Raw genomic sequence first — 23,212 nt, 5'->3', positions numbered from 1 at the left:
GCCGAACGGATCCTGCCGGAAGCCTTGGACATGAAGTTGATCGTCGGCCTCGGAAATCCGGGCGCGCGCTATGCGGGCAACCGGCACAATATCGGCTTCCTGGCCGTCGACGCGATCGCCCGTCAGCACCGGGCGAGCCCGTTCCGCCACCGCTTCCAGGGCGAGGCCGCCGAGGTGGTTCTCGGCACCGAGCGGGCGATCCTCCTGAAGCCCTCGACCTTCATGAACGAGTCGGGCCGTGCGGTCTCGGAGGCGCAGCGCTTCTACAAGATCCCGCTCGGCGACGTGATCGTGCTCCACGACGAGCTCGACCTCGCCCCCGCCAAGCTGCGGGTGAAGCTCGGCGGCGGCAATGCCGGCCATAACGGGCTGCGCTCGATCACGGCGCAATGCGGCAACGAGTATCGCCGGGTCCGGCTCGGCATCGGCCATCCCGGCGACAAGGCGCTGGTGCACGCGTACGTGCTCAACGATTTCGGCAAGGCCGAGCAGCCCTGGGTCGAGGATATCGGCCGGGCCGTGGCCGACCACGCCGCGCTGCTGGCGGCGGGCGAGGATGCGAGCTTCCAGAACAAGGTCCACCTCGCCATGGCGGGCCGCGGCTGGGACGACGTGAAGACGCTGGGCGCGAAAAATTGACACGAAAACACGGGGACACGATATGGATCGGCCCCGGAGGCCGCCATGAAGAACGTCACCGTGACGATGAACGAGGCCCTGCTTCAGCGGGCGCGGGTTGCGGCCGCGCGCGACGGCAAGAGCCTGTCGCGCTTCATCGCCGAGGCGGTCGAGCAGCGGGTCGGCCGGCCACTCACGCAGCTTGAGGCGCTCGAGCGCTTCCTGGCCGGACCGCCCCTCCACGTTCTGGACGAGAACGGCAAGGCTCCGACCCGAGACCAGCTGTACGATGACGACTGATCTGGTCTTCGTCGATACGAACGTCTTCCTGTATGCCCGCGACGATCGTTTTCCGGACAAGCAACGGACGGCCACGCATTGGCTGGCGACGCTCGCGGCCCGCGAGGCCTTGGTCGTGAGCCCGCAGGTGCTCGGCGAGATCCACAATGCGGTCCTGCGCGGGAAGGTCGCCGTCGACAGCGCGGAGATGCGGCGGATGACACTGGAGTTGCAACCCTTCTCCCAGGGCGCGACGGATCTCGAACTCATCACGCGAGCTTGGTCGATCCGGACCGAGACCGCCTTCCAGTGGTGGGATTGCATCATTCTCGCCGCTGCGATGCGCGCCGGGTGCCGTTATCTTCTCTCGGAGGATTACCAGCACGACCGCACGGTCCGCGGCACCACCATCCTCAACCCCTTCATGGTCGGCCCCGAGGCCGTCGTGACCGAACACTAGGACCGATCCATGGGCTTCAAATGCGGCATCGTCGGCCTGCCGAACGTCGGCAAGTCGACCCTCTTCAACGCGCTGACGCAGACGGCGGCGGCCCAGGCGGCCAATTACCCGTTCTGCACCATCGAGCCGAATGTCGGCGAGGTGGCGGTGCCGGACCCGCGGCTGACGGATCTCGCCCGGATCGCGTCGTCGAAGGAGATCATCCCGACGCGGCTGACCTTCGTGGACATCGCCGGCCTCGTGCGCGGCGCCTCCAAGGGTGAGGGCCTGGGCAACCAGTTCCTGGCCAATATCCGCGAGGTCGACGCCATCGCCCACGTGGTCCGCTGCTTCACGGACGGCGACGTCACCCACGTGGAGGGCAAGGTCGATCCGGCCGCCGATATCGAGACGATCGAGACCGAGCTGATGCTCGCCGACCTCGACAGCCTGGAGCGCCGGGCCGTGGCCCTGGAGAAGAAGGCCAAGGGCTCCGACAAGGAGGCCAAGGAGAGCCTCGACCTGGTCAACCGGGCGCTCCCGCTCCTGCGCGAGGGCAAGCCCGCCCGCCTCGTGGAGCGCAAGCCCGACGAGGAGAAGCTGTTCCAGTCGCTCGGCCTGATGACGGCCAAGCCCGTCCTCTACGTCTGCAACGTCGACGAGGGCGACGCCGACAAGGGCAACAGCTATTCGGACGCGGTCTTCGCCCGCGCCAAGGCGGAGGGCGCCGTGGCGGTGGTGGTCTCGGCCAAGATCGAGAGCGAGATCGCCGTGATGCCGGAGGCCGACCAGGCCGAGTTCCTGGAGGCGGTGGGGCTCGCCGAGCCCGGCCTTAACCGGGTGATCCGCGCCGGCTACGATCTCCTCGGCCTCGTCACCTACTTCACGGTCGGCCCCAAGGAGGCCCGCGCCTGGACGATCACCAAGGGCACCCGCGCCCCGGGGGCGGCGGGCGTGATCCACTCGGATTTCGAGAAGGGCTTCATCCGGGCCGAGACCATCGCGTTCAAGGACTACACGACGCTCAACGGCGAGTCCGGGGCCCGGGATGCTGGCAAGCTGCGGCTCGAGGGCAAGGACTACGTGGTGCAGGACGGCGACGTGCTGCATTTCCGCTTCGCCAACTGATCCTCCCTGGACGCGCCCGCCATGCCCGATCCCGCCCTCGAAGATTTCTCCGTCGGCGACGTGATCGTCGGCGAGCCGCTGACGGTGACCCGCGACGCCATCGTGGGCTACGCGCAGGCGTTCGACTTCCAGCCCTTCCACCTCGACGAGGCGGCGGCCGAGGGGACCTTCGCGGGCCGCCTGATCGGCTCGGGCTGGCATACGGCGGCGCTCGGCATGCGGCTGCTCCAGCAGGGGCCGTTCCGGGGCGGCTCGTCGCTCGGCGCGCCGGGGATCGACGAATTGCGCTGGCTCGCGCCGGTGCTGCCGAACGATGCCCTGACGCTGACCTTCCGGGTGCTCGGCCTGCGGGATTCGGCCTCGAAGCCGGGGCTCGGCTTCGTCACCGCGGAGGTCGCCCTCGGCAACCAGCGCGGTGAGACGGTGCTGACCCAGCGCTTCACCTTCATGCTGGCCCGGCGCGGCACCGATCCCCTGCCGCCACGGCCCGTCGTGCTCGGCGAGCCCGGACCCGTGACGGAGCCGGAGGATGCCGAGATCCTGCCGTTCCTGCGGGATGCCGAGATCGGCTCGACCCGCGACCTTGGCCCCTACCCGTTCAGCGCCGCGGCGATCGTCGCGTTCGCGCGGGCCTACGACCCGCAGGCCTTCCACCTCGACCCCGAGGCCGCCAAGCGCAGCCATTTCGGGGGTTTGTGCGCCTCAGGCTGGCACACCGCCGCCGCCTACATGAACCGGCTGCTCACCACCCGCGCCCGCGACGAGGCCTACACGGCCGCCCGCGGACCCGTGCCGGAGGCGGGCCCCTCCCCCGGGTTCAAGAACCTGCGCTGGCTCAAGCCCGTCTACGCGGGCGATACGGTGCGGTTCAGCGCCAAGCTCACCGACAAGCGCGCCTCGGCCTCACGGCCCGGCTGGGGGCTGGCCTTCGCCCGCAACACCGGGGTGAACCAGCGCGGCGAGCCGGTCTTCGCCTTCGACAGCGCCGTGTTTCACCGCTGGGAGCCCTGAGCGCACCGCGCCGCACTTCGCGCGTTGTCGCGTCGGAGCGGGATCGGATCGGACGCGCATGTACCAGAAGAAGCTCGGCAACACGGGGCTGTTCGTCTCGGAACTCTGCCTCGGCACCATGACCTTCGGGGGCGGTGCCGGGATGTGGCGTCAGATCGGCGCCCTCGACCAGGCGGAGGCCGGGCGCCTCGTCGGACGGGCGATCGAGGCCGGGATCAACTTCATCGACACGGCCGATGTCTACGCGGAAGGGCTCTCCGAGACGATCACCGGACAGGCCCTGCGCGACCTCAAGGTCCCGCGCGACAGCGTGGTCGTCGCCACCAAGGGCTACGGACCGACGGGCCCGGGCGCCAACGCGAAGGGTGCCTCGCGCCTGCACCTGATCGACGCCTGCAAGGCGAGCCTCAAGCGGCTCCAGCTCGACCACATCGACCTCTACCAGATTCACGGCTTCGACCCGGCGACGCCGATCGAGGAGCAGGTGCGCGCCCTCGACATCCTCGTGCAGCACGGCCACGTGCGCTATGTCGGCGTCTCGAACTGGGCCGCGTGGCAGATCGTCAAGGCGCTGGGGATCAGCGAGCGGGCCGGGCTCGCCCGCTTCGAGACCCTGCAGGCCTACTACTCCATCGCCGGCCGCGACCTGGAGCGGGAGATCGTCCCGATGCTGCGCTCCGAGGGGCTCGGCCTCCTGGTCTGGAGCCCGCTCGCCGGCGGCCTGCTCAGCGGCAAGTATGCCGACGGCTCCGGAGAGGGCCGGCGCGCGAGCTTCGACTTCCCGCCGGTCGACCGGCCCCGGGCCGAGGCCTGCATCGACGCGATGCGGACCGTGGCGGAGGCGCGCGGGGTCTCGGTGGCCCAGGTGGCGCTCGCGTGGCTCCTGCACCGCAAGGCGGTGACCAGCGTCATCGTCGGCGCCAAGCGCCTCGACCAGCTCGAGGACAACATCGCGGCGACCGAGCTCAGCCTCACCGGCGACGAGCTCGACACCCTGGACGCGGTGAGCGCGCTGCCGGCCGAGTATCCGGGCTGGATGTTCGAGCGCCAGGGCGCCCGGGCGCAGCAGCTCGCGGAATCGGGCCGGCCCGGGGTGCGGTGAGGCGGCTCACGCCACCTTGCGTCGCTCCGGATACAGCCCGTACAGCCCCTCCGCGGTCGCGTCGCACACGCCGCGCTCGGTGATGATCCCGGTCACCAGCCGCGCCGGCGTCACGTCGAAGGCCGGGTTGGCCACGGGGCTGCCGGGCGAGACCACCTCGATCGTGGCGAAGCCGCCGTCAGGCAGCCGCCCGGTCATGTGGGTGACCTCGCGCCCGTCGCGCTCCTCGATCGGGATTTCCTTCACGCCGTCCTGCAGCGTCCAGTCGATCGTCGAGAACGGCAGCGCCGCGTAGAACGGCACGCCGGTGTCGTGGGCGGCGAGCGCCTTCAGGTAGGTGCCGATCTTGTTACAGACGTCGCCCCGCGCCGTGGTCCGGTCCGAGCCGACGATGCACAGGTCGACCTGCCCGTGCTGCATCAGGTGGCCGCCGGCATTGTCGGCGATCACCGTGTGGGGCACGCCGTGGCCGTTCAGCTCGAAGGCGGTCAGCGCCGCCCCCTGGCTGCGGGGCCTCGTCTCGTCGACCAGCACGTGGACCGGCACGCCCTGCGCGTGGGCCGCGTAGACCGGCGCCAGCGCCGTGCCCCAATCCACCGCGGCGAGCCAGCCGGCATTGCAATGGGTCAGCACGGTGACGGGCCTGTCGCCGCCCTTGGCCTTGTGCAGGTCGGCGATGATCCGGCCGCCATGGGCGCCGATCGCCCGGCAGCTCGCGACATCCTCCTCGGCGATGCGGCCCGCCTCCGCGAAGGCGTGGGCGAAGCGCGCGTCGGGCGCCACCTGCCGCAGGTTCGCGGCGACCCGGTCCAGCGCCCAGCGCAGGTTGACCGCGGTCGGCCGCGTGGCGGCCAGCGTGGCCACCGCCCGGTCGAGCCCGTCCTGGGAGGCATCCGCCCGCATGGCGAGCGCGAGCCCGTAGGCTGCGGTGACCCCGATCAGGGGCGCGCCGCGCACCACCATGGTGCGGATCGCCACGGCGGCGTCGTCCAGCGTGGCGAGGCGCTTCAGCTCGAACGCGAAGGGCAGGCGCGTCTGGTCGATCACCTGGACGCTCACCCCATCGGGGTCCGGGAAGATCGTGCGGTAGGGCTGGCCGTCGATGTTCATGGCCGTTCCTGTGCCACAGCGGGACGCGGTTTGCACCCTCCGGCGCGGGGCGGACGCGGCCTGGGGACGCGCGGCCGGCGGCCGGTCAGGCTTCCTCAACCTTAGCGGCTCGTTAAGGCGCCCATGCCTAGCCTCAGGGGTAAGTTCCCGTTCCGCGTCCGGTCCCGCATGCGCTCGCTTCGCCGTCCCGCATCGCCCTACGATACCTTCGTCGACAGCGTCCGCCCGTTCCTGGGCAAGCGCCTGACGGAGCTCGGCGGGCTCGTGCTGTTCACCGGCGCGGTCGCGCTGACCGTGGCTCTGGCCACGTGGTCGATCGACGACCCGAGCCTGAACCACGCCACCGACCATGCCGCCCACAACGTGCTCGGCCAGCCCGGCGCCGTGCTGGCCGATCTCTGCATGCAGATCCTCGGCCTCGGCTCGCTCGCCTTCGTGCTGCCCCCGGCCCTCTGGGGCGTGCGGCTGATGCGCGAGCGCGAGCTGCCCGACGGCGGCATGCGCATCGCGCTCTGGATCATCGGCTTCTGCGCGGCGAGCGCGGTGGCGAGCGCCCTGCCGCCGACGACCCGCTGGCCGCTGCCCACCGGCCTCGGGGGCGTGGCGGGCGACGGGCTGCTGTCGATGGCCCGGGTGATCGTCGGGGCGGTCTCGTCGGCCGCCGCCCATCTCGTCGGGTTCGGCTATGCCGCGGTGGCGATCCTCAGCCTCACCGGGGCGTGCCGCTTCGGCGCGGTCGAGGAGGATTCGTTCCACGACGAACCCTATCCCGTGCGGTCCGCCCCGGTCCGGCGCCGCGACGAGCGCGAGGACGCCGACGAGCCGGGCCTCGGCCTCGTCGGCGTCGGCGCCCTGGCGCAGGGCCTGATGCGGCTGCGCCTCGCTCTGGCCGACCGGATCGCCGGATGGCGCGCCGGCCGGGCCGAGCCCTTCGACGGCGCCTCGCCGGCCCTCGCGGCCCGGCGCGCGTTCACGGATGCGGACCTGCCCTGGGCCGACCATCTGCCCGGTGGCGCCCAGCCCGGGCCGGGCCGGCGCGAGCCCGTCTTCGACGCGACGGATGCGCCCCTCGCCGAGGACGAGCCCGACGCCGCAGCGATGCCGCACGAGGACGGGTTCGAGCCGGCGCAGCGCCCGCAGCCTCCCCGCGCGCCGCAGCGTCCCCAGCCGCCCCAGCCCGAGCCGACCGCCTCCCGGGTCGCCCCGCCGGCCGCCGCGCCGGTGCCGGCCCGCCGCGCGCCGGCGCCCCCGCTCCGGCCCGAGGATTACGCTTTGCCGGCTCTCGACCTGCTGGCGGCGCCGCGCGGCCCGTCCCAGGCGAGCCTGATCTCGGCCGATGCCCTGGAGCAGAACGCCACCCTGCTGGAGGCGACGCTCGGCGATTTCGGCGTGCGCGGCGACATTCTGGCGGTGCGGCCCGGCCCGGTCGTCACACTCTACGAGCTGGAGCCCGCCCCCGGCACCAAGTCCAGCCGGGTGATCGCGCTGGCCGACGACATCGCCCGGTCGATGTCGGCGGTCTCGGCCCGCGTCGCCGTCGTGCCCGGCCGGAACGCCATCGGCATCGAGCTGCCGAACGCCAAGCGCGAGACGGTGTACTTGCGCGAGCTGCTGGCCTCGACGGATTTCGCCGAGAGCAAGCACAAGCTCGCCCTGTGTCTGGGCAAGAACATCGGCGGCGAGCCGATCATCGCCGACCTCGCCCGCATGCCGCACCTGCTGGTGGCCGGCACCACCGGCTCGGGCAAGTCGGTGGCGATCAACACCATGATCCTCAGCCTGCTCTACCGGTTGAAGCCGGAGGAATGCCGCCTGATCATGGTCGATCCCAAGATGCTGGAGCTGTCGGTCTATGACGGCATCCCGCACCTCCTCTCCCCCGTGGTGACGGATCCCAAGAAGGCGGTGATCGCCCTCAAGTGGGCGGTGCGCGAGATGGAGGAGCGCTACAAGAAGATGGCCAAGATCGCCGTCCGGAACATCGACGGCTACAACGCCCGCGTCGCCGAGGCGGCCGAGCGCGGCGAGGTGCTGACCCGGACCGTCCAGACCGGCTTCGACCGCCACACCGGCGAGGCGATCTACGAGGACGAGGCGATGGACCTCGCGCCTCTGCCGTACATCGTGATCGTGGTCGACGAGATGGCCGACCTGATGATGGTGGCCGGCAAGGACATCGAGGGGGCGATCCAGCGGCTCGCCCAGATGGCGCGGGCGGCGGGCATCCACCTGATCATGGCCACGCAGCGCCCGTCGGTGGACGTGATCACCGGCACCATCAAGGCGAACTTCCCGACCCGGATCAGCTTCCAGGTGACGAGCAAGATCGACTCGCGGACCATTCTCGGCGAGATGGGCGCGGAGCAGCTTCTGGGCCAGGGCGACATGCTGTTCATGGCCGGGGGCGGGCGCACGACGCGGGTGCACGGGCCGTTCTGCTCGGACAGCGAGGTCGAGACCGTGGTGGCGCACCTGAAGCGCCAGGGCCGGCCCGCCTATCTCGACGCCGTCACGGCGGATGACGAGGACGGCGCGCCCGAGAAGGGCGCCAAGGGCAAGGCCGGCGCGGCGGAACTCGAACTCGACGGCGCGGTGTTCGACCAGGGCTCGTTCGGCGAGGCCGGCGGCGACCTCTACGAGCAGGCCGTGCAGGTGGTGCTGCGCGACCAGAAGGCTTCGACCAGCTACATCCAGCGCCGGCTTCAGATCGGCTACAACCGCGCCGCCTCGATCATGGAGCGGATGGAGGTCGAGGGCATCGTCGGCCCGGCCAATCACGCCGGCAAGCGCGAGATCCTGGTGGAGGACGCGGTCGTCTGAGGAGCGGGGGCAGTTCGTGTCCGCGACACCCCCCTCCCCTATGCAGGCTGCGATTCTTTCAGATCTTCGTTGGACACCGGCGTTTATCACGGAGCACAACCCGCCCCCTCTCCCGTGCGGGAGAGGGTTGGGGTGAGGGACGAGAACCCACAAAATTGATCGCGCCGTGCACGCGCATCCAGGCCGAGATTCCTCCGGACAGTTCTCAACCCTCACCCTGTCCCTCTCCCGCACGGGAGAGGGGACCCGCGCTGGGTCCTGAGCCTGCGTCGCCACTCCTGATGTGCGATCGCGTAGCCTCTGCGGGGTCGGGAGACGCGCGCGTCCGATCGTTTAATTTGGACCTCTCCGCCCAGGCCACAAAAAATTTCGTCGCCTTGTGGAACCCGCCAGCCATCCGCACGTTACGCGCGTGCGAGGCCCGAAACGGGCTCGCGTGAGGGCGCCGGACCAGGTGTCCGGCGTCGCTTGTAGTCACGTTGCTCAGTGGAGGATGTGGTTATGAGGACGTACGACGTTTCGCCCCTGTTCCGGTCGTCCGTCGGGTTCGACCGCCTGTTGGATCTGCTCAATCAGGCCGAGCGGGTCGAGCCGTCCACGGCTTGGCCGCCCTACAACATCGAGAAGGTCGCCGACGACCAGTACCGCATCACCATGGCGGTGGCGGGCTTCACGGCCGACGAGATCGAGCTGACCCAGCAGGACACCACGCTCCTGGTCGCCGGCCAGAAGGCCGCCCAGGAGGGCGAGAAGCACTATCTCCACCGCGGCATCGCGGCCCGGACCTTCCGGCAGACGTTCAATCTCGCCGAGCACGTGAAGGTGGTGGGTGCGAGCCTGGAGAACGGCCTGCTCACCGTCGCGCTGAAGCGCGAGGTGCCGGAGGCCCTGAAGCCCCGCCGCATCGCGATCGGCGGCGTTTCGGCGATCTCCGGCCAGGACAACGCACCGGCGCAGATCAGCCGCGAACGCGAGGCCAAGGCAGCCTGATTGGCGGCCTGATCCCGCATCCGCCGGCCCGCGCTCCGCCGGGGCCGGCGGACGCTGTCTCAGACGACACTCTCTTGCGGGTCCCCGGACCCGGGGGCCCGCTCCCGCAACGACACGTCTTGCGAAGGAGATTGGACCATGAGCGTGAGAGATCTGATTCCCTGGAACCGCAGCACCAGCGCCCCGGCGCCGGCCAGCCTGTCGAACGAGCCGACGAGCCCGTTCCTGGCGCTGCACCGGGAGGTGAACCGCCTGTTCGACGATGTCTTCAACGGGTTCGGCGTGCCGAGCCTGGCGGGCGCGAATCCGGCGGTCCGGAGCTTCGGCTGGCCGAACGTCGAGGTGGTGGAGGCGGATGGCGGCGCCCTGCGCGTCTCCGCCGAGCTGCCCGGCCTGGAGGAGAAGGATGTCGAGCTCCTGATCGAGGACGGCGTGCTCACCCTGAAGGGCGAGAAGCGCGCCGAGACCACCGACACGAAGCGCGGCTATTCCGAGCGCAGCTACGGCCGCTTCGAGCGGTCGATCGCCCTGCCCTTCGCGGTGCAGGAGGACAAGGCCGAGGCGACCTTCCGCAACGGCGTGCTGACCGTGACGCTGCCGCGCTCGGCCGATGCGCCGGAGCGTCGGCGCCGCATCGCGATCAACGGCAGCGGCGCGTCGGCGGCCAAGCACTGAGCGCCGCCGGACTGCCGTGAGACGGACCGCATGACCTGGCGGCCGGCGCGCATCGACAGGGCGCGCCGGCCGCCCCCGCCCTTACCCGCACGCGGAGGATTCCGAGGAGGGTTTCATGCAGCAGATCGACACCCATTCCCATAAGGCCGGTCCGGTCGAGACCGGTATCGATCATCTGGGCCCGGTGGCGTCGGCCCATCTCCGGCCACCGGCGGTCGACCCGTTCGAGGCCTTCGTGGCCCCGGGCGACGTCTTCCGGCACCCCCACGAGGTGCTGTCCTATCCGGGCCTGTCCCAGGCCGAGAAGCGGGCGGTGCTGGCCTCCTGGGCCTCCGACGCCCGGGCGGTCGAGTCCTGCCCGACCCTGCGCTGCCTGCCGGGCTGCCGGGCCGAGCCCGTGCCGATCGATGAGATCCTGGAGGCGCTCCAGGCCCTCGACGCGGCGTCTCCGGAACCCGCCGCACCGCGCCGGCCGCTGTTCCCGGCAGCCTTCACCCGCCGCTGGAACCGCGGGCGGGGCGCGCCGGGCTCCGTCCTGAACTGAGCCGGGAGGGAACCATGACGACGTTCGACCTGAGGAATCACCGGAGCGACCTCTGGCGCCGGCGGCGGCACCGCGCCCGCGACCCCGCGGGCGCGGCCACCGAATCCGTGCTGGTCAGCTGGCTGCTGACCGCCGTGATGTGCCTCGCCCTGGCGGCGCCCTGCCCGCCCGCCGCCCTCCCCTGGGTCGCGGCCGGGCTCCTGAGCCTGTCGGGCTTCGCGTGGCTCGGCATCGCCCTGGTCCGGGGCGTCGAGCCTGCCGCGTCCCCGACCCTGACGGCCTGGGACGCCGCGCTGCTGTCCTTCGCGGCGAGCTTTGGCGTCCAGGCGGCCGCGCGGCTCGGGCTCCTCGGGGCCTGACCCGCAGTGAGGGAGGCCCATGCGCCGCGTCCCGGCGGGTGCCACAGGCCCCCCGGGACGCGGCGGGATCGGGGCCCCGGCGCTCCGATCCCGATTGAAATGCCGAGATCTATCGGGAGGTCACCATGGAGGAACGGACGATCGGAATCGGCCACAACACCCCGCCCGTGGCGGTGCCGCCGCGCTGGCTCGCCGGCCGCACGGCCCGGATCCGGCGCCGCGGGCGCCCGGTCGACACAGCGGGCCGCGCCCGGACGGGGACGTGGCTCCTCACTGTCGAGCGCGAGACGCCGCCCGAGATCGAGCCCCTGATGGGCTGGACGGCGGGCGACGATCCCCTCGCCACACAGATCCAGCTCGTCTTCCCCACCCGGGCGCAGGCGATCGCCTATGCCGAGCGCCAGGGGCTGGCCTACACGGCCGAGCCCGAGACCGGGGTCACCGGGCCGACGCCGGTCAAGCCGACGATCCCGTCCTGGCGGCCCGGCCCGCGGCCGCGGCCCCCGTACCCGCCGGTCCGGCGTTCTTCGGGGGGCCGCAGGACTGCGCCCGCGCTCCCGGATCTGGACCGCGCGTTGGTCAACCCCGCGGCGGTGTTCGCCACGCCCAGGCACGTGCTCGACCATCCCCGGCTGCTGCCCGGCTGCAAGCGGGAGATCCTGCGGCGCTGGGCCTGGGACGAGCACCTGAAGGAGGTGGCGGCCGCCGAGGGCATGGCCGAGGGCGAGCCGTCGCAGCTCGACGCCGTGAAAACCGCGTTGCTGGCGCTTGGCGAGACGTGGCACCCCCACCCGGCCGCGCCGGCCGCCGCGGTGCCCGTGTCAGGGGATCTCGAATCATGGGAGCCCGATCGCATGGCCGCATGAGGCCAGGGGCTTCTGCAGCCGGATCGAAGCGGCCAGCGAGGCCTCATACCACCGAGAACCGGAACTCCGTGGCGGCTGCAAAGGTCTCGCCCGGCCGCAGCACCGCGGAGGGGAAATTCGGGTGGTTCGGGGCGTCGGGGAAGGCTTGCGTCTCGAAGCAGACCCCGTCGCCGGAGCGGTAGATCCGGCCCGACGGGCCGATCAGCGTGCCATCGAGGTTGTTGCCGCTGTAGAGCTGCAACGCCGGCTGCGTGGTCCGGACGTCGAGCCGGCGCCCGCTGCCGGGATCGATGCAGGTCGCCGCCGGCCGCAGGGTCCCGGCGGGGCCGCGCAGCGCGAAGGTGTGGTCGTAGCCCTTGGCGTAAGCGAGCTGCGGATCCCCGGTGCGGATCCGCTCCTCCAGGGTCCGGGGAGTGCGGAAATCGAACGGCGTCCCGGCGACCGATTGCAATACGCCGGTCGGGATCTGGGTCGCGTCCGTCGGCGCGAAGGCGTCGGCCTCGACCTGCACCGCGTGGCCGAGGACGCTGCCGGCCCCCTCCCCGGCGAGGTTGAAGTAGCTGTGGTTGGTGAGGTTCAGGATCGTGGGCCGGTCGGTGACGGCGGCAAAGTCGATGCGCAGCACGCCGTCTGCCGGCAGGCTGTAGGTGACGCGGACGTCGAGATTGCCCGGAAACCCCTCCTCCCCGTCCGGCGAGCGGCGGGTCAGGACGAGGCGCGTCGCCTCCGAGGATTCGGCCCGCCACAGCTGCGTGCCGAAATTCTTCGGGCCGCCGTGCAGGGTATTGGGCCCCTCGTTCACCGGCAGCTGGTAGCTGTGTCCGTCGAGGCTGAAGCGCCCGTTCGCGATGCGGTTGGCGTAGCGGCCGACGATCGCGCCGAAGCTCGGGCTCACGGTCTCGTAGCCCGCGAGCGTCGCGAGGCCGAGGACCACGTTGGCCACGCGGCCGTCCCGGTCGGGCACCGCGATCGCCGTGACGGCGGCGCCGAACTCGATGATCGCGACGCTCAAGGCGCCCCGGCTCAAGAGGTGTCGGGCGACCGGATGACCCTCGGCGGTCCGTCCGAAGAATTCGGCCGGCACGCCTAGCGCTTCCACACGCCGAGCCGCTCGCTCCGGGCGTGATCCTCGGCCGCGACCAGTTCGGGGCTCGCCTCCGGGGAGGCGCGGCCGCCGCCGTTGAACAGCACCACCTCGGAGAGGTCGCGCCCGTCCACGAGGCAGTTCATGGTGGCGCTGCCGGGGGCGGGCTGGCAGGTCACCGGCCGGCTGCCGATGTAGCGGGCCAGCTCCTCCGCCTGGCCGCCCCGTACCCATTCGACGCCGAACAGGTGCACCACCTTGCCGCCGACCTTGAGGGTGGCGGTGTCGATCACCTGGGCCTGCCCCGCCACCGCGTTCGGCGGCAGCGGCGTGTCGGGCTCGGGATCGCCGGCCGTCTCGGGGGGCGGCGTGACCGTATCGGGCGCGGCGGATGGTGCGCTCGGGGCTGCGGCGTTCGGCGCGGTGCCGTTCGGAGCCTCCGTCCGGGGTGTCGCCGGAGCGGCGCGGCGCGGTGCGTCGGGACCGCTGGCCTGCAGGACAAGCCCGGCGACGATCACCGCCGCCAGGGTGCCGGCGGCTGCGCCCAGGAGCAGGCGGCGCTGCCGCTGGGTTCCCTCATCCGCGACACCGCCGGCACCGAACCGGTCGCGCAGGCGGCTCAGACCGTCCCGGAGCGACTCTCCGAACCGGCCGGGCCCGCTGTTCCAGGCCGTGGCCGGATCCCCTCCGGAGACCGCTCCAGGGGCCGTCCCGCCCCCCGCCTCGGTCGGGCGGGCGAACCGGTCGCGCAGGTGCGTCCGCAACGTCGCGAACCGGCCGGCGGCGTTCTGGGCCATGACCCGCCCCTGCTCGGAGGAGCGTTCCGCCAGGGAGCGCGCCCGCTCGGACTGCGTGCCGACGAAGCGCGCGGTGGCGGCCTTCATCTCGTAGGCACCGCTCAGCAGCGCGGATTCCCGGGCCTCGTCGGCGACGGGCGGGTCCGGCTCGACCTCGGGTTCGGGGGGCAGGAACAGGGCGGGATGCCGCGCGCGCAGGTCCGCGACGAGATCCGCCAGATCCATCGGCGCGTCGGAGTCGTCCCGGAGACGCACGGCGCCCTGCCGGTCGAGCACCCGGATGCCGGTCCCGCCCGCGTCGGGCACGCAGGCGGCCTCGGCCAGGAGTTCGAGGGTCCGCACCGCCACGGGGCGCGGGCGGGCCTGGGCGAGCACATCCCGGATCGCCGCGCGCAGGGCGTGGCGGCCGGGATCGTCGAGGGCCGGACGGGACGGTTCCGCCTCCTGTTGCCCCACCGATGTTGAAGACGTCATTCACCCGATCCCGGCACCACCCAGGCGCAGCCCGGAGCCTGCCTGCCCGGGCCCGCGCGGGAGCGCCTCACACAACGTTCGATCGCCGGGATTCGTCCCCCCGGCCATCCGCCGCACGCGGCGCAGGGGGACGACGGCGCGAGGCTCCTTACGCCTTGCCGGGCGAGGCGGCCAGGGTCCCGGCCTGGATGCTCCGCCGCAGGACACGGCCGGTCTCACCCAGGATGTAGGGGCGCGTGCCGGCAAAGCCCACCTCCAGGATCAGCTCGGCCTCGCCGCTGGAGACGGCGCCCCGCCCCGGATTGGCGGTCCGGAAATCCACCAGCGTGCGGATCGTACAGGTCTCGGCATCGCAGGCGGTGCGCATCGCCCGCGGCTCGTAGCGCCGCTCGGGCCAGCGCTGCACGAAGCTGCGCTTCTCGGCGACGAGCCCCGCCGTGGTGATCGGCCGGCCGTAGAAGCGCACGCGCGATGCGTAGTACCGGGTCGCCGCCCCCACCATGGTGTCGTCGGGCCCCGAGACGGTGGCGAGGTAGCTCGCCGTCAGCGCCCGGGCGGCGGCGGCGCGCTCGGCGGAAGCCGCCGGGGCCGGGGCGACCGAGGCCGGCGTCTCGGCGAGGCGGTGCGGGCGGTGGATTTCGTGCCGGGCTTCGCGGTGTTCCCGGTGGCGCAGGCTGTCCCGCCCGGCCGGACGCTCCAGGGCGGCCGCCCGCTTCGGACCCGGCGCCCGCGTCGCGGAGGCCTTCGGCAGGGCATCCTCACCCGGTTCCGGCTTGGCGGCCTGACGGACCGGGGCTGCCTCACGCGGCGCCTCGGGCTGGGCCTTCGCGGCGACCGTCTCCTGGTTCTGGGGAACCGCGGCCTTCATCGGCTCTTTCATCGTCTCCTTCGCGGCCCCGGCGGTGGGCGCGGCGGCCCGCGACGGCGGGTCGACCCAGCCGCCCCGGCTCCCCGCAGCCGGCTGCTGGGCCGCGGCGGTGCCCGCGAGGGCGAGGGGCAGGAGCAGGCCGAGGGCGAGCGTTTGCGGGCGGACGGGGCGGGTGGCGGACATCGGTGCCTTCCTGGCGGCCGGGGCGGACATCTGGAGAGAACGCGCCCGCACGGGTGGGGAGTTCCACGCGGGGCTCGGGTGCGGCTGACATCCTGCCTGATCCTGCGGCGGCGACCAGCCCTGGATTGCGGGGATGATGGGGTTGCGTTCGTGCGTTTGGGTACCAAGTCGGGGACAGCCTTGGCTTTGGCTGTTCCCGGGTTCCGTTCCGCCCGCTCCCCCACTGCGCACCGAGGGTCCCGTGGTCCGACCTGAAACCGAGGCCTGCCCGACCCCGCGATCCGGGAGCCCCCGATGAGCGACGTACAGCGCCGGGCCCTGCTGATCTGCAACGCCAAGGCCCGCAATGGCGGCCTCGACCTCGACGAGGTCCGACGCATTCTGCGCGCGGGCGGCATCGAGCCCGTGGAGCCGCCGCCGGACGCCGATTGCCGCGACGAGATCCGCAGCCAAGCCGGCGCGGTCGATCTCGTGATCCTCGGCGGCGGCGACGGCACCATGAACTTCGCGGCCCCGGCCCTGGTGGAGACCGGCCTGCCGCTCGCGATCCTGCCGCTCGGCACCGCCAACGACCTCGCCCGCTCCCTCAACCTGCCGCTCGATCCCCTGGAGGCGGCCCGCTTCATCCCGACCGCGCAGGCGCGGCCGGTGGATCTCGGCTGGGTCAACGGGCACTACTATTTCAACGTGGCGAGCATCGGCTTCTCGGCGGAACTCGCGGGCGAGCTGACGGCGGAATCGAAGAAGACGTTCGGCGTGCTGGGCTACGCGGTGGCGGCGATCCGGGTGCTGCGCCGGGTCCGGCCGTTCACGGTCACGATCGAGCACGACGGCGTGGTCGAGAAGGTCACCACCATCCAGGTCTCGGTGGGCAACGGCCGGCACTACGGCGGCGGCATGACGGTGGCGGAGCGCGCCGCCGTGGATGACGGCAAGCTCGATTTCTACAGCCTGGAGATCAACCATTGGTGGCGGCTGATCGCGCTGCTGCCCGCCCTCCGGCGGGGCACGCACGGACGGGCCGCCGACGTGCGCGCCTTCGAAACCCAGAACCTGCGGATCTCGACCCGCCGACCCCGTCCGGTGAACACCGACGGCGAATTGACCACGCACACGCCCGCCCATTTCAAGGTTGTCCCGAAGATCCTGCAGGTCTTCGCGCCGGAGCCGGTGCGGGGCCCGAGTTCGTTCGACCTGGCAGCGCTGGGCAGTTCCCTCGGCAGCCGCCTGTTCCCGACCAGCGAGGCACCTGACCCGTGACCGACCTGATCCAGCTCGCCAGCCAGCCCGCCGTCTGGGCCGCCCTCGCCACCCTCGTGGTGATGGAGGTGGTGCTCGGTGTCGACAACCTGATCTTCATCTCGATCCTGACCAACAAGCTGCCGGCCGAGCAGCAGACCCGGGCCCGGCGCATCGGCATCGGGCTGGCGCTGATCCTGCGCCTCGGTCTCCTCGGCACGGTGGCGTTCATCGTCCACCTGACCGAGCCGGTCTTCTCGATGTTCGGCCAGGATTTCTCCTGGCGCGACCTGATCCTGATCGGCGGCGGCCTGTTCCTGCTCTGGAAGGCCACCAAGGAGATTCACCACAGCGTGGATCCCGATCCGGAGACCCAGGAGGCCGGCGGCAGCCTGGGCTTCGGCGCGGCGATCGGCCAGATCCTGCTCCTCGACCTCGTGTTCTCGATCGACTCGATCATCACGGCGGTCGGCATGACCGAGCACGTGCCGGTGATGATGGTGGCGGTGATCATCGCGGTGGCGGTGATGCTGATCGCCGCGGAGCCGCTCTCGGCCTTCATCGCCCGCAACCCCACCGTGGTGATGCTGGCGCTCGGCTTCCTGATCATGATCGGCATGGTGCTGATCGCCGAGGGCTTCGGGGCGCACGTGCCGAAGGGTTACATCTACACCGCCATGGCGTTCTCGGCGGGCGTGGAGGGCCTCAACATGCTGGCCCGGCGGCGGCGGCGGGGCGCTCAAGGGGCGGTGCCCGGCCGCGTGGAGCGGGCCTGATGCGGATCCTCGCGGCGCTCTGCTGGCTTCTCGCCCCGGCGCTCGCGCACGCGGAGACGAAGCCCGTGGTTCCCGATCCAGCGGTCCTGCACGACCTCGCCCCCACCGGCACGCTCCGGGCGGCGATCAACCTCGGCAACCCGGTGCTGGCGCAGGCGGGTCCGGGCGGCCCGGCGGGGGTCTCGGTGGATCTCGCCCGGGCGCTCGCCGCACGGCTCGGCGTGCCCGTGGCGTTCGTGACCTTCCCGGGGGCCGGTGCAGTCTCGGGCTCGGCGGGGTCAGGCACCTGGGACATCTGCTTCCTGGCGATCGACCCGAAGCGGGCCGAGGGCATCGCCTTCACGGCCCCCTACGTGCTGATCGCCGGCAGCTACCTCGTGCCCGAGTCGTCCCCGATCCGGTCCCCGGAGGCGGTCGACCGCGACGGCGTGCGGGTCTCGGTGGGGCGCGGCAGTGCCTACGACCTCTTTCTGAGCCGGAGCCTCAAACACGCGACCCTGGTGCGGGCGCCGACCTCCGCCGAGGCGATCACGGCCTTTGCGCAGGACGGGCTGGAGGCGGCGGCCGGGGTGGCGCAGCCGCTGGCCGTCTACGCGGCGGCGCATCCGGAGGTGCGGCTGCTGCCGGGGCACTTCATGGAGATCCCGCAGGCGATGGGCCTGCCGGTCGGCCGCCCGGCGGGGGCCGCCTACCTCGCTGACTTCCTGGCGCAGGCCAAGCGCGACGGTCTCGTGCGCCGCGGCCTGGAGGTCAGCGGGCAGGATCCGGGGCTGGCGGCGCCTTAACTGGCCTTACGCCGCGCTTAAACGCGCGAGGTCCACACCGGCCGAGAGATGCGCCTTGGTGTCTAGGATCTCGATGGCGACGACGCGGCCCTCCGCATCGAAATCGAGGATGATACCGGGACGCACCTCCTCACTCTCGCTGATCGACGTATCGGCCAAGCGCAGGTAGAGGGCGTCAGCTTCCGGATCGTATCTGACTTTCATGTTTGCGCCTCCAGCCACGATCGAGGAAGAGCGTGATGATGGTCCCCGGCGACCCCAGCACTATTACGTAGGCAGCACGGCTATCATCGCCTTCAGTCCGCTTATCCCATCCGCTCCCTCATCTTGAGGTGCCGGAGCGTAGCGGAGGCCTCGAAGGAGCCCTCCAGCCGGCCGCGCGATCCCTGGAGCCTCCTTCGAGGCTGCTGCGCAGCACCTCAGGATGAGGGGGTGGGTGGGATTGATCGCGGGCGGGATCGGGCCGCCCGACGCCTCACACCACCAGATTCACGATCCGCCCCGGCACCACGATCACCTTGCGAGGCGCCCGCCCTTCCAGGATCGTCTGGACCGCCTCCAGCGCCAGGGCCGCGGCCTCCACGGCCTTGGCGTCGGCGTCTCGCTTCACGGTGACATCCGCCCGCTTCTTGCCGTTGATCTGGACCGGCAGGGTGATCTCGTCCTCGACCAGAAGACCGGCCTCCGCCTCCGGCCAGGGCGCCTGCGCGACGAGCCCCGGGCGGCCCAGAACCGCCCAGCACGCCTCCGCCAGATGCGGCATCATCGGGGCGATGAGCTGCACCAGGATCCCGGCCGCCTCCTCGGCGGCTGCCGGCGAGACCGGGCCGCGCAACCCGTCCTCCAAGGCGTTGGCCAGGGTGTAGATGTGGGCCACGCAGCGGTTGAAGCGCAGGCGCTCGATATCGTCCTGCACCGAGGCCAGCGCCCGGTGGGCGGCCTTGCGCAGGGCGAGGTCCGCCGCGCCGTCGCCGGTCGCCTGCCCGGCGGCGTTCACCAGCCGCCAGACCTTCTGGACGAACCGCGCCGCGCCCTGCACGCCCTCCTCGGTCCAGATCACGTCGCGCTCGGGCGGCGAATCGGACAGCATGAACCAGCGCGCCGTGTCGGCCCCGTAGCTCGCGATGATGTCGTCGGGGTCGACCACGTTCTTCTTCGACTTCGACATCTTCTCGATCGGGCCGATCGCGATCGGCGCCTGAGTTTTCACGTGAAACGCGCGGCGCTCGCCCTCTTCGGTGGCGAAGCGGATCTCGGCCGGGGGCACCCAGGCGCCGGCGGAATCTTTGTAGGTCTCGTGGACCACCATGCCCTGCGTGAACAGGCCGGCGAAGGGCTCCGCGACCCCGGCCCAGCCGGTCTCGCGCATCGCCCGCATGAAGAACCGGGCGTAGAGTAGATGCAGGATCGCGTGCTCGATGCCGCCGATATACTGGTCCACCGCCAGCCAGTGATCGACCACGGCGCGGTCCGTCGGGGCGTCGGCGAGCCAGGGAGCGGTGAAGCGGGCGTAGTACCAGGACGAGTCGACGAAGGTGTCCATCGTGTCGGTCTCGCGCCGGGCCGGGGCGCCGCATTGCGGGCACGGGACGTTCCGCCACGCGGTGTCGCGCTCCAGCGGGTTGCCGGGCTGGTCGAAGGAGACCTCCTCGGGGAGCTTCACCGGCAGGTCGGCCACCGGCACGGCCACCGGGCCGCAGGACTCGCAGTGGATGATCGGGATCGGGCAGCCCCAGTAGCGCTGGCGCGAGACGCCCCAGTCGCGCAGGCGGAACTGCACCTTGCGGGTCGCGACCCCCTCCCCTTCGAGCCGCCGGGCCACGGCCTCGAAGGCTTCGTCCGTGCTCAGCCCGTCGAGGAAGCGGGAATGGATCATCCGCCCGTCCTCGACATAGGCGGTGTCGGTGATCACGAAGCTCGCCGGGTCCTGCCCCTCCGGGCAGACCACCGGCGTGTTGCCGAGCCCGTACTTGTTGGCGAAATCGAGGTCGCGCTGGTCGTGCGCCGGGCAGCCGAACACCGCGCCGGTGCCGTATTCCATCAGCACGAAATTCGCCACGTAGACCGGCAGCTCCCAGGACGGGTCGAGGGGATGGCGCACGGTGAGGCCGGTGTCGAAGCCGTGCTTCTCGGCGGTGTCGATCGCGGCCTGCGCGGTGCCGGTGCGGCGGCACTCCTCGATGAAGGTCTGCAGGTCCGGCCGGTCCGCGGCCAGAGCGGCGGCGAGGGGATGGTCCGCGGCGATCGCCAGGAACTTGGCGCCGAACAGCGTGTCGGGCCGGGTCGTGTAGACGGTCACTGAATCGGCGGTGCCCGCCACCGGCCGGGCCAGGGCGAACCGGACCTCCAGCCCCTCCGAGCGGCCGATCCAGTTCTTCTGCATCAGCCGGACTTTTTCCGGCCAGCGGTCCAGCCCGTCGAGGGCGGTCAGCAGATCCTCGGCGAAATCGGTGATCTTGAAGAACCACTGGGTCAGCTCGCGGCTCTCCACCAGCGCGCCGGAGCGCCAGCCGCGCCCGTCGATCACCTGCTCGTTGGCCAGGACCGTGTGGTCCACCGGGTCCCAGTTCACCTTGGCGGTGCGGCGGGTGACGAGGCCCTTGCCCAGGAAGTCCAGGAACATGCGCTGCTGGTGCTTGTAGTAGTCGGGATCGCAGGTCGCGATCTCCCGGCTCCAGTCGAGCGACAGGCCCATGGCCTTCAGCTGGTCGCGCATGGAGGCGATGTTGGCGTAGGTCCAGTCCCGCGGGTTGACCTTGCGCTCCATGGCGGCGTTCTCGGCCGGCAACCCGAAGGCGTCCCAGCCCATCGGGTGCAGCACGTTGAAGCCGCGGGCGCGCTTGTAGCGGGCCACCACGTCGCCCATCGCGTAGTTGCGGACATGGCCCATGTGGATGCGCCCCGACGGGTAGGGGAACATCTCCAGCACGTAGTATTTCGGGCGCGAATCGGAATTGTCGGTCTCGAACAGGCGCTGCTCGGCCCAGGCCTCCTGCCAGCGCGGCTCGGCATCCTTGGCGTTGTAACGCTCGACGGGTTGGGCGGTGCTGCTGGTCATGGATCCGGCGGGGTCAGGGGCGCGTCGGCAAGTCTGCGGACTGACGACGGCACAGTCGCGCCGCGATAGCATATCTGCGCCGGAGCCGGTCAACGCGGCGCGCGATTCGGGCTTGCGCGGGGCGCGCGAGCGCATAGGTCCGGACCGGCGCCCGGCAGCGACAGGACAGGCACGTGATGGACGACGCGACCACCGATTCGGAAGCCCCCGCGGCGGACGGGATGGGGCACCGAACGGAAAAACCTCCGGTCGGGCAGGCCGACGTGGCGGCCGGCCTCGCCGAGGTGCGGGCGGCCATCGCCCAGGCGGCCGAGGACAACGCGCGCGATCCGGCCGGGGTCCAGCTCGTGGCCATCTCCAAGACCGTGCCGGCCGAGGGCATCCTGCCGGCGCTCGAGGCGGGGCAGCGGGTGTTCGGCGAGAACTACGTGCAGGAATCCACGGCCAAATGGCCGGCTTTGCGCGGCCGTTATCGGGATGTGGAGCTGCACCTCGTCGGGCCGCTGCAATCCAACAAGGCCCGCGAGGCGGTGGCCTTGTTCGACGTGATCCACGCCCTGGACCGGCTGTCGCTCGCCGCCGCGCTCGCCAAGGAGATTCACCGGTCCGGCCGGACCCCGAAGCTGCTGGTTCAGGTCAATACCGGCGCCGAGCCGCAGAAGGGCGGCGTCCTGCCGGACCAGCTCGCCCCCCTGCTCGCCGCGTGCCGCGACACGCACGGGCTGGCGATCCAGGGGTTGATGTGCATCCCCCCGGCGGAGGACCCGCCCTCGGCCCATTTCGCGCTGCTGGCCCGGCTCGCCAAGGAGCACAACCTGCCGATCCTCTCCATGGGCATGAGCGCTGACTTCCCGGCGGCGATCCAGCTCGGCGCCACCCATGTCCGGGTCGGGACCGCCATTTTCGGGGCGCGCAAGCCGAAAGGGTAGCGGCGCCCGGCCCCGTTGCCGGACTTCGTCCGCTCTCAGGGCTCTGCCCTAAGAACCCGCCCAAGGGCTCGCCCTTGGGGAACCCGTCCTTGTCCGATCCGCCCTAAAGCGTCGTGCGGAAATACGCGATCGTCCGCTCCAGGCCCTCGCGGAGCTGCACGGTCGGCTCCCAATCCAGGAGGGCCTTCGCCTTCCCGATATCGGGCCGGCGCTGCCGCGGATCGTCCGGCGGCAGGGGACGATGGGTGATCCGCGAGCGCGAATCCGTCAGCTCGATCACCATGTGGGCGAGATCCCGGATGGTGAACTCGTTCGGATTGCCGATGTTGATCGGTCCCGTCACCTCCGGCCCGCTGTCCATCAGGCGGACGAAGCCCTCGATCAGGTCGCTCACGTAGCAGAACGAGCGCGTCTGCTCCCCGTCGCCGTAGAGCGTGATCTCGTCGCCCCGGAGCGCCTGCATGATCAGGTTCGACACGACGCGGCCGTCGTTCGGGTGCATGCGCGGGCCGTAGGTGTTGAAGATGCGCACGACCTTGATCGGCAGGTTGTGCTGGCGCCGGTAATCGAAGAACAGGGTCTCCGCGCAGCGCTTGCCCTCGTCGTAGCACGAGCGGAAGCCGATCGGATTGACGTGGCCGACGTATTCCTCGACCTGCGGATGCACCTCCGGGTCGCCGTAGACCTCCGACGTGGAGGCCTGGAACACCTTGATGCGCAGGCGCTTGGCCAAGCCCAGCATGTTGATCGCGCCGATGACGCTCGTCTTCGTCGTCTGGACCGGATCGAACTGGTAATGCACCGGGGAGGCCGGACAGGCGAGGTTGTAGATCTCGTCGACCTCGACGTAGAGCGGGAACGTCACGTCGTGGCGCAGGATCTCGAAGCGCGGATTGCCCAGCAGATGCGCGATGTTGCGCCGCGTGCCCGTGTAGAAGTTGTCGACGCACAGGACTTCGTGGCCGTCGGCGAGCAGCCGCTCGCAGAGGTGCGAGCCGAGGAAGCCGGCACCGCCCGTCACAAGGATCTTCTTCGTATCGTCGTAGCGCAATCCCGAGCCCTCCTCCGCCCAACGCCC

General features: G+C 71.4%; 23 protein-coding genes. 16 read left to right on the top strand and 7 right to left on the bottom strand.

Annotation, left to right across the window (positions count from 1 at the left end):
- The first annotated feature begins 30 nt into the window (after nucleotides 1-30).
- From pth to AAHG09_RS16815, 6 genes are read left to right on the top strand one after another with little or no spacing between them, the layout of a single operon-like run.
- Nucleotides 31-639 (top strand): aminoacyl-tRNA hydrolase, encoded by a 609-nt coding sequence (gene pth / locus AAHG09_RS16840; RefSeq protein ID WP_342108600.1) that lies wholly within the window; start codon nucleotides 31-33, stop codon nucleotides 637-639.
- A gap of 45 nt (nucleotides 640-684) precedes the next feature.
- The gene (locus tag AAHG09_RS16835; protein WP_342108599.1) at nucleotides 685-918 is read left to right on the top strand and encodes a hypothetical protein; all 234 of its coding nucleotides are present in this window, start codon (nucleotides 685-687) and stop codon (nucleotides 916-918) included.
- Nucleotides 908-1,357: a PIN domain-containing protein gene (locus tag AAHG09_RS16830; protein WP_342108598.1), complete on the top strand. Its 450-nt coding sequence runs from the start codon at nucleotides 908-910 to the stop codon at nucleotides 1,355-1,357. Before AAHG09_RS16835 ends, AAHG09_RS16830 begins: the two co-directional genes overlap by 11 nt.
- Before the next feature lie 9 nt (nucleotides 1,358-1,366).
- On the top strand, nucleotides 1,367-2,464 hold the full coding sequence (ychF, locus tag AAHG09_RS16825; RefSeq protein ID WP_342108597.1) for a redox-regulated ATPase YchF: 1,098 nt from the start codon (nucleotides 1,367-1,369) through the stop codon (nucleotides 2,462-2,464).
- Nucleotides 2,465-2,485: 21 nt separating this feature from the next.
- Nucleotides 2,486-3,475: a MaoC/PaaZ C-terminal domain-containing protein gene (locus AAHG09_RS16820; protein WP_342108596.1), complete on the top strand. Its 990-nt coding sequence runs from the start codon at nucleotides 2,486-2,488 to the stop codon at nucleotides 3,473-3,475.
- Between the two features lie 58 nt (nucleotides 3,476-3,533).
- A complete protein-coding gene (locus AAHG09_RS16815) occupies nucleotides 3,534-4,577 on the top strand; it encodes an aldo/keto reductase (RefSeq protein WP_342108595.1) in 1,044 nt (347 codons plus the stop codon).
- A gap of 6 nt (nucleotides 4,578-4,583) precedes the next feature.
- Here AAHG09_RS16815 and mtnA read toward each other — a convergent pair whose 3' ends face one another.
- On the bottom strand, nucleotides 4,584-5,687 hold the full coding sequence (gene mtnA, locus AAHG09_RS16810) for an S-methyl-5-thioribose-1-phosphate isomerase (RefSeq protein WP_342108594.1): 1,104 nt from the start codon (nucleotides 5,685-5,687) through the stop codon (nucleotides 4,584-4,586).
- 168 nt (nucleotides 5,688-5,855) lie between these two features.
- Here mtnA and AAHG09_RS16805 point away from each other — a divergent pair, with 168 nt between their 5' ends.
- The 6 genes from AAHG09_RS16805 (at nucleotide 5,856) to AAHG09_RS16780 (ending at nucleotide 11,941) form a co-directional block, all read left to right on the top strand.
- Nucleotides 5,856-8,507: a DNA translocase FtsK gene (locus AAHG09_RS16805; protein WP_342108743.1), complete on the top strand. Its 2,652-nt coding sequence runs from the start codon at nucleotides 5,856-5,858 to the stop codon at nucleotides 8,505-8,507.
- 501 nt (nucleotides 8,508-9,008) lie between these two features.
- Nucleotides 9,009-9,497 carry an Hsp20 family protein gene (locus tag AAHG09_RS16800; RefSeq protein WP_342108593.1) on the top strand — a complete coding sequence of 163 codons (489 nt, stop codon included), beginning with the start codon at nucleotides 9,009-9,011 and terminating at the stop codon, nucleotides 9,495-9,497.
- A 138-nt stretch (nucleotides 9,498-9,635) separates the two neighbouring features.
- Nucleotides 9,636-10,172, top strand: a complete 537-nt coding sequence (locus AAHG09_RS16795) for an Hsp20/alpha crystallin family protein (RefSeq protein ID WP_342108592.1) — start codon at nucleotides 9,636-9,638, stop codon at nucleotides 10,170-10,172.
- A gap of 115 nt (nucleotides 10,173-10,287) precedes the next feature.
- Nucleotides 10,288-10,716, top strand: coding sequence for a hypothetical protein (locus AAHG09_RS16790; RefSeq protein WP_342108591.1), 429 nt, complete (start codon nucleotides 10,288-10,290; stop codon nucleotides 10,714-10,716).
- A gap of 14 nt (nucleotides 10,717-10,730) precedes the next feature.
- Nucleotides 10,731-11,075 (top strand): hypothetical protein, encoded by a 345-nt coding sequence (locus AAHG09_RS16785; RefSeq protein WP_342108590.1) that lies wholly within the window; start codon nucleotides 10,731-10,733, stop codon nucleotides 11,073-11,075.
- A gap of 125 nt (nucleotides 11,076-11,200) precedes the next feature.
- Complete coding sequence (locus AAHG09_RS16780; protein WP_342108589.1) at nucleotides 11,201-11,941, top strand: NADH dehydrogenase ubiquinone Fe-S protein 4; 741 nt, start codon at nucleotides 11,201-11,203, stop codon at nucleotides 11,939-11,941.
- Nucleotides 11,942-11,984: 43 nt separating this feature from the next.
- Here the strand turns inward: AAHG09_RS16780 and AAHG09_RS16775 are convergent, their stop codons facing one another.
- From AAHG09_RS16775 to AAHG09_RS16765, 3 genes are all read right to left on the bottom strand, one after another.
- Nucleotides 11,985-13,025: an aldose epimerase family protein gene (locus AAHG09_RS16775; RefSeq protein WP_342108588.1), complete on the bottom strand. Its 1,041-nt coding sequence runs from the start codon at nucleotides 13,023-13,025 to the stop codon at nucleotides 11,985-11,987.
- Nucleotides 13,026-13,027: 2 nt separating this feature from the next.
- Nucleotides 13,028-14,296 carry a nuclease gene (locus AAHG09_RS16770; RefSeq protein WP_342108587.1) on the bottom strand — a complete coding sequence of 423 codons (1,269 nt, stop codon included), beginning with the start codon at nucleotides 14,294-14,296 and terminating at the stop codon, nucleotides 13,028-13,030.
- A gap of 148 nt (nucleotides 14,297-14,444) precedes the next feature.
- The gene (locus AAHG09_RS16765) at nucleotides 14,445-15,347 is read right to left on the bottom strand and encodes a hypothetical protein (RefSeq protein WP_342108586.1); all 903 of its coding nucleotides are present in this window, start codon (nucleotides 15,345-15,347) and stop codon (nucleotides 14,445-14,447) included.
- A gap of 294 nt (nucleotides 15,348-15,641) precedes the next feature.
- Here AAHG09_RS16765 and AAHG09_RS16760 point away from each other — a divergent pair, with 294 nt between their 5' ends.
- From AAHG09_RS16760 to AAHG09_RS16750, 3 genes are read left to right on the top strand one after another with little or no spacing between them, the layout of a single operon-like run.
- Nucleotides 15,642-16,607 carry a lipid kinase gene (locus AAHG09_RS16760; RefSeq protein ID WP_342108585.1) on the top strand — a complete coding sequence of 322 codons (966 nt, stop codon included), beginning with the start codon at nucleotides 15,642-15,644 and terminating at the stop codon, nucleotides 16,605-16,607.
- Nucleotides 16,604-17,362 carry a TerC family protein gene (locus tag AAHG09_RS16755; RefSeq protein ID WP_342108584.1) on the top strand — a complete coding sequence of 253 codons (759 nt, stop codon included), beginning with the start codon at nucleotides 16,604-16,606 and terminating at the stop codon, nucleotides 17,360-17,362. The genes AAHG09_RS16760 and AAHG09_RS16755 overlap by 4 nt, the downstream gene beginning before the upstream one ends.
- Nucleotides 17,362-18,147: an ABC transporter substrate-binding protein gene (locus tag AAHG09_RS16750; RefSeq protein ID WP_342108583.1), complete on the top strand. Its 786-nt coding sequence runs from the start codon at nucleotides 17,362-17,364 to the stop codon at nucleotides 18,145-18,147. Before AAHG09_RS16755 ends, AAHG09_RS16750 begins: the two co-directional genes overlap by 1 nt.
- A 6-nt stretch (nucleotides 18,148-18,153) precedes the next feature.
- Here AAHG09_RS16750 and AAHG09_RS16745 read toward each other — a convergent pair whose 3' ends face one another.
- Nucleotides 18,154-18,351, bottom strand: a complete 198-nt coding sequence (locus tag AAHG09_RS16745; RefSeq protein ID WP_342108582.1) for a DUF2283 domain-containing protein — start codon at nucleotides 18,349-18,351, stop codon at nucleotides 18,154-18,156.
- Between the two features lie 271 nt (nucleotides 18,352-18,622).
- Nucleotides 18,623-21,205: a leucine--tRNA ligase gene (gene leuS, locus AAHG09_RS16740; protein ID WP_342108581.1), complete on the bottom strand. Its 2,583-nt coding sequence runs from the start codon at nucleotides 21,203-21,205 to the stop codon at nucleotides 18,623-18,625.
- Nucleotides 21,206-21,426: 221 nt separating this feature from the next.
- Between leuS and AAHG09_RS16735 the strand changes: the two genes are divergently transcribed.
- Nucleotides 21,427-22,134, top strand: a complete 708-nt coding sequence (locus tag AAHG09_RS16735; protein WP_342108742.1) for a YggS family pyridoxal phosphate-dependent enzyme — start codon at nucleotides 21,427-21,429, stop codon at nucleotides 22,132-22,134.
- Nucleotides 22,135-22,237: 103 nt separating this feature from the next.
- Here AAHG09_RS16735 and AAHG09_RS16730 read toward each other — a convergent pair whose 3' ends face one another.
- A complete protein-coding gene (locus AAHG09_RS16730; RefSeq protein WP_342108580.1) occupies nucleotides 22,238-23,185 on the bottom strand; it encodes a UDP-glucuronic acid decarboxylase family protein in 948 nt (315 codons plus the stop codon).
- Nucleotides 23,186-23,212: the final 27 nt, after the last annotated feature.

The sequence above is a fragment of the Methylobacterium guangdongense genome, from assembly GCF_038442355.1.
Lineage (GTDB): Bacteria > Pseudomonadota > Alphaproteobacteria > Rhizobiales > Beijerinckiaceae > Methylobacterium > Methylobacterium guangdongense.
The sequence above is the reverse complement of the archived record's forward strand: the minus strand, read 5'-3'. Positions and strand labels throughout refer to the sequence as shown.